Origin of the sequence: Sphingomonas sp. Leaf198, assembly GCF_001424005.1 — a bacterium.
In the GTDB taxonomy this organism is placed as follows: domain Bacteria; phylum Pseudomonadota; class Alphaproteobacteria; order Sphingomonadales; family Sphingomonadaceae; genus Sphingomonas.
Genome location: NZ_LMPX01000004.1, coordinates 159,494 through 176,003 on the forward strand (window position 1 = coordinate 159,494; position 16,510 = coordinate 176,003).

General features: G+C 66.6%; 12 protein-coding genes. 9 read left to right on the top strand and 3 right to left on the bottom strand.

Annotated elements, in window-relative coordinates:
- The first annotated feature begins 16 nt into the window (after positions 1–16).
- The 5 genes from ASG20_RS16120 to ASG20_RS16140 all read left to right on the top strand — a co-directional run bounded on the left by ASG20_RS16120 (position 17) and on the right by ASG20_RS16140 (position 7,092).
- Positions 17–487 (top strand): YaiI/YqxD family protein, encoded by a 471-nt coding sequence (locus ASG20_RS16120; protein WP_056056005.1) that lies wholly within the window; start codon positions 17–19, stop codon positions 485–487.
- Between the two features lie 54 nt (positions 488–541).
- Entirely contained in the window at positions 542–3,796 is a 3,255-nt protein-coding gene (locus ASG20_RS16125) for a PAS domain-containing protein (RefSeq protein ID WP_056055175.1), read from the top strand.
- 289 nt (positions 3,797–4,085) lie between these two features.
- Positions 4,086–5,378 (top strand): Hsp70 family protein, encoded by a 1,293-nt coding sequence (locus ASG20_RS16130; protein WP_056056007.1) that lies wholly within the window; start codon positions 4,086–4,088, stop codon positions 5,376–5,378.
- Positions 5,375–6,037, top strand: coding sequence for a spermidine synthase (locus ASG20_RS16135; RefSeq protein WP_056056008.1), 663 nt, complete (start codon positions 5,375–5,377; stop codon positions 6,035–6,037). The genes ASG20_RS16130 and ASG20_RS16135 overlap by 4 nt, the downstream gene beginning before the upstream one ends.
- A complete protein-coding gene (locus ASG20_RS16140; RefSeq protein WP_056055179.1) occupies positions 6,034–7,092 on the top strand; it encodes an AbrB family transcriptional regulator in 1,059 nt (352 codons plus the stop codon). Before ASG20_RS16135 ends, ASG20_RS16140 begins: the two co-directional genes overlap by 4 nt.
- A gap of 159 nt (positions 7,093–7,251) precedes the next feature.
- Here the strand turns inward: ASG20_RS16140 and ASG20_RS16145 are convergent, their stop codons facing one another.
- A complete protein-coding gene (locus ASG20_RS16145; RefSeq protein ID WP_056055183.1) occupies positions 7,252–8,577 on the bottom strand; it encodes a sigma-54-dependent transcriptional regulator in 1,326 nt (441 codons plus the stop codon).
- Positions 8,574–10,310, bottom strand: a complete 1,737-nt coding sequence (locus ASG20_RS16150; protein WP_236698796.1) for a sensor histidine kinase — start codon at positions 10,308–10,310, stop codon at positions 8,574–8,576. The genes ASG20_RS16145 and ASG20_RS16150 overlap by 4 nt, the downstream gene beginning before the upstream one ends.
- 252 nt (positions 10,311–10,562) lie before the next feature.
- Here ASG20_RS16150 and ASG20_RS16155 point away from each other — a divergent pair, with 252 nt between their 5' ends.
- The 4 genes from ASG20_RS16155 (at position 10,563) to ASG20_RS16170 (ending at position 16,023) form a co-directional block, all read left to right on the top strand.
- The gene (locus ASG20_RS16155; protein ID WP_056055188.1) at positions 10,563–11,909 is read left to right on the top strand and encodes a dicarboxylate/amino acid:cation symporter; all 1,347 of its coding nucleotides are present in this window, start codon (positions 10,563–10,565) and stop codon (positions 11,907–11,909) included.
- 61 nt (positions 11,910–11,970) lie between these two features.
- Entirely contained in the window at positions 11,971–13,500 is a 1,530-nt protein-coding gene (locus tag ASG20_RS16160; RefSeq protein WP_443025962.1) for an alginate export family protein, read from the top strand.
- 239 nt (positions 13,501–13,739) lie between these two features.
- The gene (locus ASG20_RS16165) at positions 13,740–14,936 is read left to right on the top strand and encodes an acyl-CoA dehydrogenase family protein (protein WP_056056012.1); all 1,197 of its coding nucleotides are present in this window, start codon (positions 13,740–13,742) and stop codon (positions 14,934–14,936) included.
- A 4-nt stretch (positions 14,937–14,940) separates the two neighbouring features.
- Entirely contained in the window at positions 14,941–16,023 is a 1,083-nt protein-coding gene (locus ASG20_RS16170) for an acyl-CoA dehydrogenase family protein (RefSeq protein ID WP_056055191.1), read from the top strand.
- A 123-nt stretch (positions 16,024–16,146) separates the two neighbouring features.
- On the opposite strand, the gene ASG20_RS16175 is transcribed toward ASG20_RS16170, so the two are convergent.
- Positions 16,147–16,464, bottom strand: coding sequence for a hypothetical protein (locus tag ASG20_RS16175; RefSeq protein WP_056055194.1), 318 nt, complete (start codon positions 16,462–16,464; stop codon positions 16,147–16,149).
- Positions 16,465–16,510 lie beyond the last annotated feature (46 nt).

The following is a 16,510-nucleotide window of genomic DNA, read 5'->3' on the forward strand; positions in this document are numbered from 1 at the left end:
GTTTGGGATGTGTACGATGACGAACGTATCTTCCAGCACGATCCGCATTCTCGTCGATGCCGACGCATGTCCCGTCAAAGACGAAATCTACAAGGTCGCGTGGCGCCACGAAGTGCCCGTGACGATCGTCGCGAACAGCCATTTCCGTATCCCCGTCCATCCGCTGATCTCGCGCGTCGTGGTCAGCGACGGCTTCGACGCCGCCGACGACTGGATCGCCGAACAGGCCGATGCGAAGTCGGTCGTGATCACCGCCGACATCCTGCTCGCCGATCGCTGCGTGAAGGCGGGCGCGACCGTGCTCGCCAACACCGGCAAGCCCTTCACCACCAGCTCGATCGGCGGCGCGATCGCTACCCGCGCGATCATGGCCGACCTACGCGCGGGCGGTGACATCATCGGCGGGCCGTCGCCGTTTTCTAAAACCGATCGCTCGGCGTTCCTGTCCGCGCTCGATTCCGCGCTTGTGCGGCTGAAGCGGCGCTAGCCATACCGCTTCTATCGCTCGACTTATCGGAGCGGTTTGGGCAGGTATCCCAGCATGCAATCGCATCTTCTCGACCGTGACGAATTGCTGGCACGGCAGGCGTTTCAGCTGGCCCTGGTCGATCTGCTGCGCGGGCTCGACGGCCCCGACCTGATCATGGCGGCAGCCGCGGCGACGCTCGGGTCGCATCTCGGCGTGGCGCGGTGCGGCTATGGCGAAGTGGTGCCGGACGGCACGGCGATGCATATCGCTGGCGACTGGACGAGTGGTGCGCTGCAAAGCCTGGCGGGCGAGACGCGTCTGCTGAGTGCGTTCGGTACGGGGCTGCTCGACGATCTGCGTGCGGGCAAGACGGTGATCGTCGACGATTGCCATACCGATCCGCGATCGAGCGATCCTGATTACGGCGCGGCGTGGACGAGCATCGGTGCGTGCGCGCTGATCGTGTTTCCGCTCGTGCGGCACGACGAACTGACCGCGATCCTGTACGTCCATGAACCCGCCCCGCGGATCTGGACGCCGGCCGATATCGCGCTGGTCGAGGATGTCGCGCTGCGGACCGCGGATGCGGTCGAGCGGAGTCGCGCCGATGTTGCGCTGAAGGCGAGCGAGGAACGCTTCCGGTCGCTGTTCAATTCGCTGGACGCCGGGTTCTGCCTGATCGAGCTCGTGTTCGAGGGCGATCGTGCGGTCGACTATCGGTTCATCGAGACCAACGCGGCGTTCGAGCGCGAGACCGGGCTCAGCGACGTCGTCGGCAAGTGGATGCGCGATCTCGTGCCCGATCTCGAGGAACGCTGGTACGCGATCTATGCGCGGGTCGCGATTACCGGCGAACCGGCCAGGTTCGAAGATCATGTCGAAGCGTTCGACGGACGCTGGTACGATGTCCACGCCTACCGCGTCGATGAGTCCGGGACCAACCGGGTCGCGGTGCTGTTCAACGATATCAGCGAGCGTCGTCGCAAGGATATCGCGCTCGCCGAAAGCCAGAACGAACTCGAGCTGGCGACCCGGGTCGCGCAGCTTGGCCGGTTCGACTATCGGCCGATTGAGGGCACGCTGACCTGGGACGACCGCTGCCGCGCGCTGTTCGGGATCTCGCCGGGCAAGCCGGTCGACTATGCGTCGTCCTTTCTCGACAATCTCCATCCCGACGACCGGGTCGCCGCCAACGCCGCAGTCCTCGCGTCGCTCGATCCGGACGGCACGCGCACGTTCGAGGCCGAATACCGCACGATCGGGCAGGAGGACGGTGTGGAGCGTCATGTCTCCGCGCACGGTGCCGCGTTCTTCGACGACGACACGCCGATCCGGTTGATCGGCACGGTGCAGGACGTCTCGCGCGATCGGCAGGCGCAGGCGGCGCTGCGCGAGACGAGCGAACGGCTGCGGCTTGCTGCGCGCGCGACCAACGATGCGATCTGGGACTGGGATCTGCGCCGCAATTACGTGTTGTGGAACGAGGCGCTGACCACCGCCTATGGCCATGATCTTGCGAGCGTCGACCCGACCGGCGACTGGTGGATCGACCACATCCATCCCGAGGATCGGGGGCGGATCGATCGCAGCATCCATGCGGTGATCGACGGCGGCGGCACCGAATGGACCGAGGAATACCGGTTTCTGCGCGCCGACGGCCACTATGCCGACGTGCTCGACCGCGGCTATCTGATCCGCGACGAGGCCGGCCAGCCGCTGCGGATGATCGGTGCGCTGCTCGACCAGTCCGCGCGCAAGGCCGTCGAGCGACAGCTGCGCGCGGTCAACGAGGGGCTCGAAGAGGCGGTCGTGGCGTCGAAGGCGGACCGCGACCGGCTGTGGGACCTGTCGACCGATATTATGCTGCGCGCGGAATATGACGGTACGATCGTCGCGGTGAACCCGGCCTGGACCGAGATGCTCGGCTGGGAGATGGAGGAGATCATCGGGCGGCCGCTATTCGCGCTGCTCCATCCCGACGACGTGGACCATACCAGCGAGGGCGCGGCGGGGATCGCGCGCGGCCAGATCATCACGCGGATCGACAATCGCTATCGCTGCAAGGACGGGAGTTACCGCTGGATCAGCTGGGCCGCGCAGCCGGGCGACGGGATGATCAACGCGGTCGGCCGCGACATCACCGAGGAGAAGGAGAACGAAGCCCGGCTCGCGCGCGTCGAGGATGCGCTCCGCCAGGCGCAGAAGATGGAGGCGGTCGGCCAGCTCACCGGCGGGATCGCACACGACTTCAACAACATGCTGACGGGGATCATCGGCGGGCTCGACATGGTTCGCCGCAATCTTCCCGAGGTCCGGCATGAACGCGTCGATCGGTATATCGAGGCGGCGACGGTGTCGGCGAACCGTGCCGCCGGCCTGACGCAGCGGCTGCTCGCGTTCTCCCGCCGGCAGTCTCTCGATGTGAAGGCGGTCGATGTCGGCGAGCTGGTCGACGGGATGGAGGATCTGCTGCGGCGGACGCTTGGCGAGAATGCCGGGCTGGAGGTGCGGCGCACGCCGGGGATATGGCCGGCGCATACCGACGCAAACCAACTCGAAAGCGCGCTGCTCAACCTGGCGATCAACGCGCGCGACGCGATGCCCGAGGGCGGGTTGCTGACGATCGAGACCGAGAACGCGCATCTCGACGCGCATTATACCGAGACGATCGAAGACCTCGAGCCGGGCGATTTCGTCGTGATCGGCGTGTCGGACACCGGCACGGGCATGAGCGCATCGGTGATCGCCAAGGCGTTCGATCCGTTCTTCACGACCAAGCCGATCGGGCAGGGTACCGGGCTCGGCCTGTCGATGATCTACGGTTTCGCGCGGCAATCGGGCGGGCATGTGCGGATCTATTCGGAGGAAGGGCAGGGCACGACCGTCAAGCTGTACCTGCCGCGGTTCCGCGGCACGGTGGAGGCGCCGGTCGAGATCGCCGATGCCGAGCTGCCGCGTGCCGACGGCGAGCAGGTGCTGCTGGTCGAGGACGATCCGGCGGTGCGGATGCTGATCGTCGACGTGTTGCAGGGGCTGGGGTACGGCGTGCTTGAGGCCGCGGACGGGCGCGCCGCGGTGCCGTTCCTGGAGAGCGAGCAGCGGATCGACCTGCTCGTCAGCGATGTCGGACTGCCGGGGATCAACGGCCGGCAGGTCGCCGAGATCGCACGCGTGCATCGGCCCGGGCTCAAGGTGCTGTTCGTGACGGGCTATGCGGAGAAGGCGGCGGTGCGCGGCGATTTCCTCGGCGAGGGGATGGACATGATCACCAAGCCGTTTGCGCTGGATGTGCTGGCCAACCGGATCCGGGCGATGATCGGGCGGTAGTCGGAACGGGTTGATACGATGTGTCGGCGTACGACCATACCTCCCCGGCGGAGGCAGGGGTCCAGTTGGGAGGCGATGCTAACGGAGGCCGACCCGTCGTCATTGCCACCTTTCCACCTGGACCCCGGCCTCCGCCGGGGAGGCGCTTTGGGGACGGCGGCGAGGTTATTTGGGTGCATTGGGGATTGGCTTTGGGCGGGTAGAAGTGGCCCGAAACCGACTTTACCGGTTGCCATCCCGCCCTCCGCATCGGCATAGGCGCGCGTTCATTGAAGGACGACGCATGCAGATGGACGCTGGCGGCCCCGCCTTGGGGCTGGACTTCGGCACGACCAACAGCGTCGTGGCACTTGGGACTAAAGGTGGTTCGCCGGAGCTGGTGACCTTCGCGGCCCCCGCCGAGACGAGCCCGGTGTTCCGCTCGGCGCTGTGCTTCTGGCAGGACGACAGCGGCAAGGGGCTCGCGTCGGATGCGGGGCCGTGGGCGATCGCGGAATATATGGAGTATCCGCTCGACAGCCGGTTCATCCAGTCGTTCAAGTCGGTCGCGGCGATGAAGACGTTCGAGCAGGCCTCGGTGTTCGACAAGCGCTATCGCTTCGAGGAGATGGGCCAGCTGTTTCTCGAAAAGCTGATTTCGCATGCGGGCGGCAAGCTCGACACGCGGCCGCACCGGATCGTCGTCGGCCGCCCGGTCGAATATGCCGGTGCGCGGCCCGATGAGGCGCTGGCGCGCACGCGGTACGACGCGATGTTCAAGGGTTTTGGGGCGGAGATCCATTACGTCTACGAACCGCTCGGCGCGGCCTACAGCTATGCGACGCGGTTGACCGAGCCGGCGACGATCCTTGTGGCGGATTTCGGTGGCGGTACGAGCGACTTTTCGGTGGTGCGCGTCGCGGAGCCGGGCACGGCGCGGCGGTGTACGCCGCTCGGGCATGCCGGTGTCGGGATCGCGGGCGATCGGTTCGATTACCGGATCCTCGACCGGCTGGTGCTGCCGATGCTGGGCAAGGGTGGCGCGTACAAGTCGTTCGGCAAGGAACTGGAGATTCCGCGCGCGTATTTTGCCGATTTCGCGGACTGGTCGCGGCTGGCGTTGATGCGCAACCGCAAGACGATGACCGAGCTCGAGCGGTTGCAGAAGACCGCGGTCGATCCGGACGCAATCGGGCGGATGATCGCGGTGATCGAGAACGAACTCGGCTATCCGCTGTACGATGCTGTCGGGTCGCTCAAGCGCGCGCTGTCGAGTGGCGAGGATGCGCATTTCCACTTTGCGGGTGCGGGGCTGGAGATCGAGGCGGACGTGACGCGGGCGCAGTTCGAGGGCTGGATCGCCGACGATGTCGTGCGGATCGAGGCGGCGGTCGACCGGGCCTTGGAGGTGGCGAACGTCGGTGGCGACGAGATCGACCGGGTGTTCCTGACCGGCGGATCGTCGCTGATCCCGCGCATCCGGCAAATCTTCGTCGAGCGGTTCGGCGAGGCGGCGATCATGAGCGGCGGTGAGCTGACCTCGATCGCGCACGGGCTCGCACTGATCGGCGAGCAGGACGATATTGCGGCTTGGTCGGCATGATCCCTCGGGTTCTGCTCGGAACGGCACAGGTGCCGGGTGGGGGTGAGCTTCGCTTGCTCCAGCGTGGTGCCGAGTTCTCGATCATGCTCGGTGCGAACGAGCTGATGAACAGTCGGCTTAGCGGGTCGGAGGAAGCGCTGGCGGAGCAGGCTTGCGACCGGATCGGTGGGCGGCCGGGCGTGCGGATGCTGATCGGTGGGCTTGGGATGGGGTTTACCCTCCGCGCGGCGCTGGCCCGGCTTGGCGCGGACGCGGAGGTGGTGGTTGCGGAGATCGTGCCGGCGGTGATCGAATGGGCGCGGGGACCGATGGCGGCGCTGCACGGGGACAGCCTGACCGATCCGCGGACGCGCATTTTCGAGGGCGACGTCGCCGCGGCGATCGCGCAGAGTGATTGGGATGCGATCCTGCTCGATGTCGATAACGGTCCGGACGGGATCTCGCGGCCAGGGAACGATCGGCTTTACGGAGCCCGCGGATTGTCTCTGGCGCGTGCGGCTTTGCGGCCGGGCGGGGTGCTTGCCGTGTGGTCTTCTGCGCCAAGCAAGCCTTTCGCTACCCGGCTTGCCGAAGCAGGATTCGCGGTCGACGAAGTGATCGCGCGGGCGACGCGGAAGGGCGGCGCGCGGCACACGATCTGGTTCGCCACCAAGTCATGATCTGGCGCTGGGCCGTCTTGATCGCGCTGTCGGCGGTGATCGCCGCGCTGCTCGAAGTCGTCGGGCTGCCTGCGGGGTTGCTGCTCGGGCCAATGGTCGCCGCGGTCGTGCTGGCGGTGCGGGGGTGGTCGCTGAGCGTGCCGACTTCGGCGTTTCGGGGTGCGCAGGCTGCGGTCGGGACTTTGATTGCAGGGTCGATTACCACGGGGATCGTCGCGACGGTGGCGGATCACTGGCCGGTGTTCCTGATGGTGAATTTCGTCACGCTCGCGGCAAGCAGCGTGCTCGGGTATCTGCTCAGCCGGTGGCAGGTGTTGCCGGGGACCGTCGCGGTGTGGGGATCGACGCCGGGCGCGGCGAGCGCGATGGTGTTGATGGCGCAGGCGTATGGCGCGGACTCGCGGCTGGTCGCGGTGATGACGTACACGCGGGTCGTGAGCGTGGCGGTGGTCGCTTCGGTGCTGGCGGCGGTGATGGTCGGTGGCGGGAGCGGACATCACGTTGCGGGCACGTGGTTCTCCTCCGTGGACCCGATCGCCGTGCTGCGGACGATCGCGATCGCCGGGGTCGGCGCAACCGTCGGGGTTGTGCTGAAGCTTCCCGCCGGCGCGCTTCTCGGGTCGCTGGTCGCGGGGGCTGCGCTCAACGTTACCGGCGTGGCACAGCCGGTGTTGCCGCAGTGGCTGCTGGCGATCAGCTATGCGGTGGTCGGGTGGCGGATCGGACTGTCGTTCACGCGCGATACGCTGCGGGTGGCGGGTAAGGCGATGCCGCGGATACTGTTGTCGGTGGCGTTGCTGATTGCGTTCTGCGGCGGCATCGCGGCGGCGTTGACGCGGTGGTGGGGGATCGATCCGGTGACCGCGTATCTGGCGACCAGCCCCGGCGGGATGGATTCGGTCGCGATCATCGCTGCGTCGAGTCCGGTGGATGTGCCGTTCGTGATGGCGTTGCAGGTGTTGCGGTTCCTGGGGGTGCTGTTGATCGGGCCGCCGCTCGCGAAGTTCGTGGCGACGCGGCAGGGCGGTGTGCCGCCGCCGGTCATTCCGACTTAGCGCGGCGCTTGCCGCCGTAGCCAAGTCGTGATCCTCCCCCGCAAGGGGAGGTGGCTGGCACTTGCCAGACGGAGGGGGAGGCATACGAAACCACTGTTCCGTGTCCTCCCCCTCCGTCACCTTCGGTGCCACCTCCCCCTGGCGGGGGAGGATTGAGAGTTAGCTCTTGGTCGGGCGGTAGGCCTCGACGTCGATGTCGTGGCGCTTGAGCTTGTCGTAGAACGTCTTTCTCGGGATGCCGAGTGCGGCCAAGGCCGAGCGGACGTCGCCGCTGACCTGTTGCAGCACGGCGCGGATCGTCGCTTCCTCGAATTTGTCGACGCGGGCGGGGAGGGGGATGTCGCTGTCTTCGTCGACCGCCTCTTCCGCCTCGACCCGGAGCACGAGACGCTTGGCGAGGTTGTCGAGTTCTCGGACGTTGCCGGGCCAGTCGTGCTGGCCGAGATACGCTAGCGTCGCGGTGTCGATCGTCGGGACCTCGCGGCCGAACCGTTCGGCGGCCTGGTGAAGCAGATGGCCGAACAGCAGCGGAATGTCGTCGCGGCGTTCTCTGAGCGGCGGGATGCGCAGGCGCACCGCGTCGAGGCGGAAGAGGAGGTCGGCGCGGAACCGGCCTTCTTCGACTGCCTGTTCGAGACCGGGTTTGGCGGCGGCAATCACGCGGAGGTCGAGCGCGCGTGGGAGGTCGCCACCGACCGGCATCACCTCGCGCTCCTCCAGTACCCGGAGCAGTTTCGCCTGGAACGCCGGCAGCGTGCTCTCGATCTCGTCGAGGAACAGCGTGCCGCGGTTCGAGGCTTCGATGCGGCCGGTGCGGGGGAGGCGGGAATCGCCGTCGTGGCCGAACAGCTCGATCTCCGCGACCGCCTCGGGCAGCGCGGCGCAGTTGACCGCGACGAACGGGCGGGAGCGGCGGTTGCTCCAGCGGTGGAGTAGGACGGCAACAAGTTCCTTGCCGGTGCCGGTCTCGCCCTCGACGAGCACGTCGATGTCGGCCTGAGCGATCTGGCGCATTGTTTCGCGGAGGCGGACCATCACTGGGGTCTCGCCGATCAGCGGTTCGGCGCCGATCGTTTCCTCCGCCGCGGCGCGGAGGCGGCGGTTGTCGAGGACGAGGCGGCGCATTTCGAGCGCCCGGCGCGCGCCGGCGATCAAATGGTCCGTCGCGAAGGGTTTCGGGATGAAGTCGAATGCGCCGTTCTTGAGCGCGGCGACCGCCATCGCGACGTCGCCGTGGCCGGTCATCAGCAACACCGGAATCTCGTGGTCGATCGCGGCGATCCGGCGGAAGAGCTCGAGGCCGTCCATCTTCGGCATGCGGATGTCGGACACCACCGCGCCGTCGAACCCTGCGGTCACGCGAGCGAGCGCGACGGTCGGGTCGCGCTCGGCGATCACCGCGATGCCGGCGAGTTCGAACGATTGCTCCAGCGCCCCGCGGAGGACGTCGTCGTCGTCGACGAGCAATACCGCCTGCTCGCTCATGCCTTCACCAGGATCATACGGAAGATGGCGCCTTCTGGAGCAGGGACGAGGTCGAGCGTGCCGCCGAACTCGGTCATGATGTCGCGCGCGATGCCGAGGCCGAGCCCGAGGCCGTCCTTCTTGCTCGTCGCGAACGGGGTGAAGAGGTGGTCGGCGATGTCGGCCTCGATACCGGGACCGTTGTCGGCGACGGTCAGCACGACGTCGCGGCCTTTCCGCCCGACCGTGACGCTCACACGGGCATCGCGGCGGTCGGCGACCGCGTCGAGCGCGTTCTGGAGGAGGTTGACCAGCACCTGCTCCAGGCGGACGCGGCCGGCGATCACCGTCAGTCGCGCCTCGGGGCCGTTCGGCAGGTCGAGCGTAACGCCCTTGGCGCGGAAGCGGTCGCCGATCAGCAGGCGGACGCCGTCGATCGCCTCGTCGAGCGCGACGGGGCCGATCGATCCTGCGCCGCGCCTTGCATAACGGCGGAGGCCCGCGGTGATCGTTCCGATCCGGCTGGTGAGGTCGACGATCGACTGGAGGTTGGTCGCCGCGCGCGCCGGTTCGCCGCGGTCCAGGAAGGCGGCGGCATTGTCGGCGAAGGTGCGGATCGCGGCGACGGGCTGGTTGATCTCGTGCGCGACGCTGGCGGTGATCGTGCCGATCGAGCCGACGCGGTTGGCGTGCGCCAGTTCCTCGCGCGCCTGGCGGAAGCGCTGGTCGGACGCTTCGCGCTGTTCGACCTCGATCTGGAGGCGATCGGCAGTGGCGCGGAGTTCGGCGGTTCGGCGCGCGACCTCCGCCTCCAGTTCCGCCCGCGCGCCGACGTTGCGCTTGCGCCGTTCGTACAGCCACCACGCGCCGAGCATCGCCGCGATCGTCAGCATCGCGGCGATCGCGGTGGCCCAGCGCGTGCGCGCGGCGGCGGTGCGCAGGGCAGCGTCGAGCGGTTCCATATGCACCAGCCGCCAGCCCGAGATCGGTACCGGCAGCGACACCGTGATCGCAGGCGATCGGTCGGGCAGTCGTGAAACCCCCTCGGCAAGCGTCAGTGGGGCGGGGGCCAGCGGCGACGATCCGAACTGGCGCGTCTCGACCAGCTCAGCGCGCCGCGAAGGCGAAAGCCGGCGGGTGGTCCGGAATTCGAGCTTCGGATCGCTGGAGATCAGGATGACGCCGTCGGGATCCGTGACGAAGGTCGCCATCCGGTCCTGGATCCACGCGCGCGCGATCTTCTCGAACTCGACCTTGACCACGACCACGCCGAGCGGTCGACCGGCGCGGTCGATCCTCCGCGAGAGGTACAGGCCGGGCCGCCCGCTGACGCTGCCGAGCGCGAAGAACTCGGTTGCGCCCGACGCCATCGCCTTGGTGAAATAGTCGCGGAACCGGTAGTCGTGGCCGAGGAAGCTGTCCGGACGCCCGGCGTTCGAGGCGGCGATCGTCATGCCCTGCGTATCGAGTGCGTAGATGACCGGTGCGCCGGTGCGCTCGGCCAGCAGCGCGAGCTTGGTGTTGAGCGCGGGGTCGACCTTGCCCGACGCGAGTGCCGCGCGGACGTCGGGATATTCGCCGAGCATGATCGGCAGCAGGCGATAGGTCTGCAACTCGGCTTCGAGCAGGCGAAGGTTGCTGCGCGTCTGCTGGACCGCGCGCATCCGCACGCCGGCGCGCGCGTCTTCAGCGGCGCGCTGGCCGTAGATCGAGGCGACTCCTGCGACGATCGTGCCAAGCGCAGCGAACGCCATCAGCACCGTCAACGCCGTGACGAAAAGGGGGGATCGGAGTCGCGTCATTTTGTGCGGATTATCACACACCCAACGGCCGCGCCATTGATGAAACGCGGCAATTTCCGCACGTCCGAACAATGGGTACGCTGATAAATGGCTAAAAACCAACGTTCTAAGCGCTGGAGGCGCTGCTCTTGTAGTCCTGGGTTCGGCCCGGCATTACCGTCGCACACAACGTCCCGCGTGAGTGGACGAGAATACCAGGAGGCGATGTTGACCCTACCCACCCAGACATATGGCGTCGGGGAAACGCCCGCGCGGAAGCGCTGGAGCGGCCAGCTCTATATCCAGGTCCTGATCGCGATCGCGCTCGGCGCGGCGCTCGGGCATTTCTATCCGACCTATGGCGCGGCACTGAAGCCGCTCGGCGATGCGTTCATCAAGCTGGTGAAGATGATCATCGCACCGGTGATCTTCCTGACGCTCGTCACCGGTATCGCCGGGATGAAGGAGCTCGGCTCGGTCGGCCGCGTCGCGGGCAAGGCGTTCGCCTACTTCCTATTCTTCTCGACGCTCGCGCTGATCGTCGGGCTCATCGTGGCCAATGTCGTCCAGCCGGGCGCGGGGATGAACATCGACGCCGCCACGCTCGATACCAAGGGCATCGCCGACTACACCGTGAAGGCGCACGAGACGACGATCACCGGGTTCCTGATGAGCATCATCCCGGACACGATGGTCAGCGCGTTCACCGAGGGCAACATCCTCCAGATCCTGCTCGTCGCGATCCTGTTCGGCATCTCGCTGAGCCTGGTCGGCGAGCCTGCCAAGCCGGTGCTGAACTTCCTCGAGCGCCTCAGCCTCATCGTCTTCAAGCTCGTCGGCATCCTGATGCGCGCAGCCCCGCTCGGCGCATTCGGCGCGATCGCGTTCACGATCGGCAAATACGGGATCGGCAGCCTCGCCAATCTCGGCGCGCTGGTCGCGACCTTCTATCTGACCGCGGCGCTGTTCGTGGTCGTCGTGCTCGGCACGGTCGCACGGCTGACCGGCTTCTCGATCTTCAAGCTGATCCGCTATCTGAAGGCGGAACTGTTGCTGGTCCTCGGCACCTCGTCGTCGGAAGCTGCATTGCCGAACCTGATCCAGAAGATGGAGGCGGCAGGCTGCGAGAAGTCGGTGGTCGGGCTGGTCGTGCCGACGGGGTATTCGTTCAACCTCGACGGTACCAACATCTACATGACGCTGGCGGCGCTGTTCATCGCGCAGGCGACCAACACGCACCTGACGCTCGGTCAGGAATTGCTGCTGCTGGTCGTCGCGATGATCTCTTCGAAGGGTGCGGCGGGCGTGACCGGCGCGGGCTTCATCACGCTCGCCGCGACACTGTCGATCGTGCCGACCGTGCCGATCGCGGGCATGGCGCTGATCCTTGGCGTCGACCGGTTCATGAGCGAGTGCCGCAGCCTCACCAACTTCATCGGCAACGCGGTCGCGACGATCGTCGTCGCCCGTTGGGAAGGTGGTCTCGACCGCGACAAGCTCGATGCTGCGCTGTCGGGCAAGCTTCCCGAGTTCGTGCCGGCGGCAATCCCCGCCGCTGCTACCGCCCATTGATGCCGGCGGGGACGGCCAGTCCGTCCCCGTTCGCCAGTACCGGAACTTGCTTATGACTTCGATGACGATGCGCCGCTTGCGGCACGCGGCTGGCCTTGCCACGTCCGCGCTCTCGATCTTCGCGTTCGCGAATGTCGCCACCGCGCAGGCCGAGGCGCCGCCTTCGCGCCCGGCCAATATTGGCGCCAAGGACGTGTCGAGCACCGCCGAAGCCTCGCCGATCGCCGAGAGCTATCCCAATGCCGCGGTCGGCGACGGCGTGACGGCGGGCGGCTACAACCAGTCGCGCTGGGCAGAGGACTGGTCGAAGCTGCGCGATCCGAAGAAGCGCAAGGATATCGTCGACCAGCTGAAGTTCATTTCGCTGGCGGGCGACGGCGACGTCTATCTGACGCTGTCGGGCGAGGCGCGGTTGCGCGTCAACGAGACGACCAACCCCAATCTGCGCGATGCCGAAGCGCAGCGACAGGATATCCTTCGCCTGTTCGGGGGTGCCGATCTGCACGTTGGCAAGCATCTCCGCTTCTATGGCGAACTCGCGCACGGCACGCTGGAAGGGCAGAATCTCGGCACCGCGCTGCCGAACCTGCGCAACAAGCTAGCCGTGCAGCAGGCATTCGTCGATCTGACCGGGACGGTCGCCGATGTCGATGTCGGCGTGCGCTATGGCCGCCAGACGTTTGCGGACGGTCCCAACCTGCTGGTCGTGCCGCGCGACAACAACACGTTGTTCTTCGGCTTCAACGGCTTCCGCGCCTGGGCGCGTGCCGCCGGCGTCCGTGCCGACGTGTTCGACTTCAAGCCGACCGCGTATGGCAATGGCGGTACTCAGGATGACAATGCGGAGAGCGCGCGGCGGTTCTCGGGCATCTCGACGGGCATCGTCGTGCCGGAGACGCTGTTCGGGGGCTCGAAGCTGTACGTCGATCCGTTCCTCTGGCGCCTGCGCAATCGCGCGGCGGTATGGGGCACGGACAATGCACGCGAAGTCCGCAATTTCTACGGCCTGCACGTCTGGGGCGATGCCGGGCCGGTCAATCTCGACTGGACGATCAATTACCAAGGCGGTTCGTACGACAATCGCTCGATCAAGGCGTGGCTGATCCTGCTGGCGCAGACCTACAAGCTCGGAGAGGGCAAGTCCGCGCCGCGCGTCGGTTTCCACGCCGATTATGCGAGTGGCGGTGGCGCTTACGGCAAGGGCACGCTGCGCAACTCGTTGGCGCCGTTCGGCAACAACATCTATTACAGCTATCAGCTGTTCGCGACGCCGACCAACCTGATCGCGCTGGCGCCGAACGTGACGTTCAGCATGTTCGACAAGCTGCGGCTGACCGCGGAATATCAGCGCTCGTGGCGCGATTCGACGAGCGATGCGGTGTATCGCGCGAACGGCTCGGCGTTTGCCGGCACGCAGAATTTCGGGGGCAAGAAGATCGCCGATACGCTGCGGTTCCAGGCGGTGTACCCGTTCACCTCGCGGCTGTCGTTCACCGGGCGCTACGAGCATCTGATCGCGGGGCCTGCGCTGACGAATGCGGGGTACAAGAACTCCGACTTCCTCGCCGGCTGGATCAGCTATCGGTTCTGAAGGGGCGATCGCCCCACTCCACTCCGTCATCCTGACGAAAGTCAGGACCCAGGGTCACGGGCGCTAACGTTCCTGGCTCTGGGTCCTGACTTTCGTCAGGATGACGGGAGGGGCCGCGATACCGTCCGGATTAACCTGCGTCGTTCGGCACTGCGTTTTCTTCGTTTCGGACCATACCGGTCCTTCAATTCCGCGATCGACTGTGGCACACAGGCTCCAACATCAGGAGTCACATGGTCATGGATCTCAGCTTCACGCCCGAGGAAGAAGCTTTCCGCGAGGAAGTCCGCAGCTTCTTCCGCGACAAACTGCCCGCCCGCCTCTCGACGCTCGTCCGGGAGGGCAAGCGGCTGCGCAAGTCGGACATGGAGGAATGGCACGCGATCCTCAACGAACGCGGCTGGCTGGCGAACCATTGGCCAGAGGAGTGGGGCGGTCCGGGCTGGAGCGTGATCCAGCGCTTCATCTTCGACAATGAATCCGCACTCGCGCACGCCCCCCGCGTGGTGCCATTCGGCGTGAACATGCTCGGGCCGGTGCTGATCAAATACGGCTCCGAAGAGCAGAAGAAGCAGTGGCTGCCGCGGATTCTCGGTGGCTCCGATTGGTGGTGCCAGGGGTATTCCGAGCCGGGCGCGGGCTCCGATCTCGCCGGCCTGAAGACGACTGCCGTGCGGAAGGGCGACGTCTATGTCGTCAACGGCCAGAAGACCTGGACGACGCTCGGCCAGCATGCCGACATGATCTTCTGCCTCGTCCGCACCGACGCGACCGCCAAGAAGCAGGAGGGCATCTCGTTCCTGCTGATCGACATGAAGTCGCCCGGCATCGAGGTCCGCCCGATCACGCTGATCGACGGCGAGCAGGAGGTGAACGAGGTGTTCTTCACCGACGTCGAGGTGCCCGTTGCCAACCTCGTCGGCGAGGAGAATTTAGGCTGGACCTACGCAAAGTACCTGCTGACCTATGAGCGGACCAACATCGCCGGCGTCGGCTTCTCGATCGCGTCGTTCGAGCGGCTGAAGGAAGTCGCGCAGATGCAGAAGAAGGGTGGGCGTGCGCTGGCGGACGATCCGCTGTTCGCGGCGCGGATGGCGCGGGTCGAGATCGATCTGGCGAACATGCAGACGACCAATCTGCGCGTGCTGGCGGCGGTCGCGGGTGGCGGTGCGCCCGGCGCCGAGAGTTCGATGCTCAAGATCAAAGGCACCGAGATCCGCCAGGAGATCACCTCGCTGACGCGTCGCGCCTATGGCTCGTACGCGGCGCCCTACATACCCGAAGCTCTGGAGGCCGGGTGGAACGGCGAGGATGTCGGCCCGGAGGACGCGGCGATGGCGGCGCCGAGCTATTTCAACAACCGAAAGCTGTCGATCTTCGGCGGGTCGAACGAGATCCAGAAGAACATCATCTCCAAAGCCATTCTGGGTCTGTAATACCATGAACTTCGAACACACCGACGACCGCCGCATGCTGGCCGACACGCTCGTGCGGGCGTTGCGCGACGGCTATCCGATCGAAACGCGCAACGTGGGCGCGTATGGCGAGACGGGGTATGACCCGGCAGTCTGGAAGCAGTTGAATGAGCTTGGCATCGTGTCGGCGCTGTTCGACGAGGCGGCGGGTGGCTTCGGCGGCAGCGGGTTCGACATCATGGTGGTGTTCGAGGCGCTCGGCCGCGCGCTGGTGGTCGAGCCGTTCCTCGGCGCGCTGATGGCCGGGCGGGCGCTGGCCAAGGCTGGCGGGCATGACGAGACGCTGGCCGGGATCGTGTCGGGCAAGACGATCGCCGCGTTCGCGCATGAGGATGGCGCGACGCCGGTGACCGCGACGAAGAGCGGCGATGGCTGGACGCTCAGCGGGACGAAGGCAGTTATTTCGCAGGCAGGAGCGGCATCGGTGTTCGTCGTGACGGTCGAGCAGGATGGCGATCCGCTGGTGTTGCTCGTGCCGGCGGATACGGCCGGGGTGTCGGTTCGCAGCTTCAACGTCGTCGAGGGCGGCGCTGCTGGGGACGTGACGTTCGAGAACGTGGCGCTCGGCACCGATGCGCGCGTTGGTGGCGAAGGGCAGGGGCAGGCGATCGTCGATGCGGCGGTCGGGGCAGGGCTGCTCGCGCTGTCGGCCGAAGCGGTCGGCGCGATGGAGTTCGTCAAGGAAGCGACGCTCGGCTACCTTCGCGACCGGAAACAGTTCGGCGTGCCGATCGGCAAGTTCCAGGCGCTCCAGCACCGCATGGCGACGGTGTTGCTCGAGATCGAGCAGGCGCATTCCGCGGTGATCAACGCGGCGTCAGCGTTCGACGGCGATGATGCGAAGGCGCGCGAGCGGGCTTTGGCGGCGGCGAAATACACGATCGGGCGGACCGGAGCGCTCGTCGCGGAGGAGACGATCCAGCTCCACGGCGGCATCGGCATGACGTGGGAGTACGCCGTGTCGCACTACGCCAAGCGGCTCGTGATGATCGATCACCAACTCGGCGACGAAGACTATCACCTGCAGCGGTACATCGCGCTGGGCTGAGCGCCCGTTACCCTGACGCGCTCCGTCACCCTGACGAAAGTCAGGGCCCAGGGTTACAAGCGTTGTCCTCCTCGGCTCTGGATCCTGACTTTCGTCAGGATGACGGTCGGGGGATGGCGCGAGTTATCGCCGGCGCTTCCCGATCATCGGCCGCAGCCGCACGCCAAGGCAGATCACCGTCGGCCACAGCAGCGTATTGAGGATGTCGAGCGAGGTATCCTCCCACCGCCACGACCCGAACGTCAGGCGGTCCATGATCTCGTTGAACGCCTCGCCCGCGACGACCACCCACCACGGAATGAACGTCCCGAACGACCGCCGCGTCACCAGTCGCGCGAGCATCAGCAACGCCATGCCGGCATGGATATGGAGGATCGTGTCGGGCAGTCCGGTGCCGTCGCCGATCCAGTCGATCATCTTGTGGTACAGGGTCGGGGTCACGCTGTTGCTCCGGACGAGCGGAATGCCGCCGCCGCGCGCTATAGGT

Excerpts from the sequence above, each read along its gene's own strand:
- ASG20_RS16120 (WP_056056005.1), top strand. The coding sequence starts at position 17 with ATGACGAACGTATCTTCCAGCACGATCCGCATTCTCGTCGATGCCGAC.
- ASG20_RS16125 (WP_056055175.1), top strand. The coding sequence starts at position 542 with ATGCAATCGCATCTTCTCGACCGTGACGAATTGCTGGCACGGCAGGCG.
- ASG20_RS16130 (WP_056056007.1), top strand. The coding sequence starts at position 4,086 with ATGGACGCTGGCGGCCCCGCCTTGGGGCTGGACTTCGGCACGACCAAC.
- ASG20_RS16135 (WP_056056008.1), top strand. The coding sequence starts at position 5,375 with ATGATCCCTCGGGTTCTGCTCGGAACGGCACAGGTGCCGGGTGGGGGT.
- ASG20_RS16140 (WP_056055179.1), top strand. The coding sequence starts at position 6,034 with ATGATCTGGCGCTGGGCCGTCTTGATCGCGCTGTCGGCGGTGATCGCC.
- ASG20_RS16145 (WP_056055183.1), bottom strand. The coding sequence starts at position 8,577 with ATGAGCGAGCAGGCGGTATTGCTCGTCGACGACGACGACGTCCTCCGC.
- ASG20_RS16150 (WP_236698796.1), bottom strand. The coding sequence starts at position 10,310 with ATGGCGTTCGCTGCGCTTGGCACGATCGTCGCAGGAGTCGCCTCGATC.
- ASG20_RS16155 (WP_056055188.1), top strand. The coding sequence starts at position 10,563 with ATGTTGACCCTACCCACCCAGACATATGGCGTCGGGGAAACGCCCGCG.
- ASG20_RS16160 (WP_443025962.1), top strand. The coding sequence starts at position 11,971 with ATGACGATGCGCCGCTTGCGGCACGCGGCTGGCCTTGCCACGTCCGCG.
- ASG20_RS16165 (WP_056056012.1), top strand. The coding sequence starts at position 13,740 with ATGGATCTCAGCTTCACGCCCGAGGAAGAAGCTTTCCGCGAGGAAGTC.
- ASG20_RS16170 (WP_056055191.1), top strand. The coding sequence starts at position 14,941 with ATGAACTTCGAACACACCGACGACCGCCGCATGCTGGCCGACACGCTC.